The organism is Vibrio sp. D173a (assembly GCF_030248475.1).
In genome coordinates, this window is the sequence record NZ_JAHGAH010001124.1 from 1 (window position 1) to 868 (window position 868).

An 868-nucleotide genomic window follows, 5' to 3' on the forward strand; every position below is an offset into this window, starting at 1 on the left:
GGCAAATCAAGCTGATTTACTGCCCTATATTGAGCGCGGAGAGATCAGAGAACTTGAAGTCGTTGAAGCCCCTAATTTATTAAAGCAAGACTGTATTCTATTTTACAATCTCTCTTCAGAGGCCTCTGAATTAGAGTCCGATATCATCGCAACGATAACGCAAGTCGCGAAAGATTACCTTAATCGCTAAACATACCTTAAGCGCGAACAGTACTTTAAACGCGAACAACCCCTTGAGTGCCCAAAGCGAGATTAAGTTTGTTCAAGAATCCATGAAGAAAGTACAGCGTCGTATTTTAGTTACAACTGCATATAAAGAAATCCCCACTTCGAGAAAGTAGGGATTATTCATCAACAACGATAGTACAACGATATTAAGTCGCCATCGATCTCTTGAACCTTGAATGGAATCTCATAGATATCACTCAAAACATCCTCACGAATCACTTCATCATATCGGCCGCTTTTCACCACTTCACCCAACTTCATTGCGACGATATTATCGGAGTAGCATGAAGCAAAGTTAATGTCGTGAATCACAATAACGACCGCTTTGTTGTGCTTTTCAGCAAGCTTTTTAAGCGTTGCCATGATATCAACCGAGTGTTTAATATCGAGGTCGTTTAGTGGTTCATCAAGGAAGATATAGTCGGTGTCTTGCGCAACCACCATAGCGATGAAGGCCATTTGACGTTGACCGCCAGAGAGTTGGTCAATGTATCTGTCTTGCAGATGACCTATATCCAAATGATGCAAAGCGCGATCAATGATCTCGTTATCCCTATCAGTTAATCGGCCTTGAGAGTATGGAAAACGGCCAAATGCCACCAATTCACGTACTGTGAAGCGCATGTTGATGTTGTTTGAC

Annotated in this window: 2 protein-coding genes; one reads left to right on the plus strand and one right to left on the minus strand. The window is 41.9% G+C overall.

Features of this window, described 5'->3' with window-relative positions; all coding sequences use genetic code 11:
* On the plus strand, positions 1-190 hold a 190-nt coding region (locus tag KIV40_RS31730), incomplete at its 5' end, for a hypothetical protein (protein ID WP_375164925.1).
* Between the two features lie 161 nt (positions 191-351).
* On the opposite strand, the gene KIV40_RS31735 is transcribed toward KIV40_RS31730, so the two are convergent.
* A partial coding sequence (locus tag KIV40_RS31735) for an ATP-binding cassette domain-containing protein (RefSeq protein ID WP_285353297.1) occupies positions 352-868 on the minus strand: 517 nt, incomplete at its 5' end.